The following is a 402-nucleotide window of genomic DNA, read 5'->3' as shown; positions in this document are numbered from 1 at the left end:
AATAAGATCCATCTCCCAGTCTCCTATTCTCCCCTTATTTTGCACAATAGGATCTCTCTGCTCAATGCTCTTTTTATTGAGCTGCTTGGGGCTTGTAAGAAGTTTAGGGGTCTTACGTTTCTTTAGGGCATGTCGCGTATGCTTCCATAGATCTCCTTCCATATTTTTGTCCTCATGGATATACTCATAGATACGAGACTTCCCTATCATAGGGATCTTATTTTGAGTGCAATACCCGGAGATTTGTTCGGGAGACCATTGCTCCACGGCGATATAGAAATTGACCTTCTTGCGTATTTCGGGAGTGAATTTAATCTTCCTCTTTCGGAAGCTACCTGCTTCGACAGCGTGTTTATGAGCCTTTAAGGGGCGGTAGTCCTGAAGCTCTCCTAAACGACGTAT

The 402-nt window shown here is 43.8% G+C and carries 1 protein-coding gene; it reads right to left on the bottom strand.

Annotated elements, in window-relative coordinates:
- On the bottom strand, nt 1–402 hold a 402-nt coding region (locus HQ41_RS02705), incomplete at its 3' end, for an IS30 family transposase (protein WP_235316882.1).

This window comes from Porphyromonas sp. COT-290 OH860, from assembly GCF_000768935.1.
Classification (GTDB): Bacteria; Bacteroidota; Bacteroidia; order Bacteroidales; family Porphyromonadaceae; genus Porphyromonas.
The sequence above is the reverse complement of the archived record's forward strand: the minus strand, read 5'-3'. Positions and strand labels throughout refer to the sequence as shown.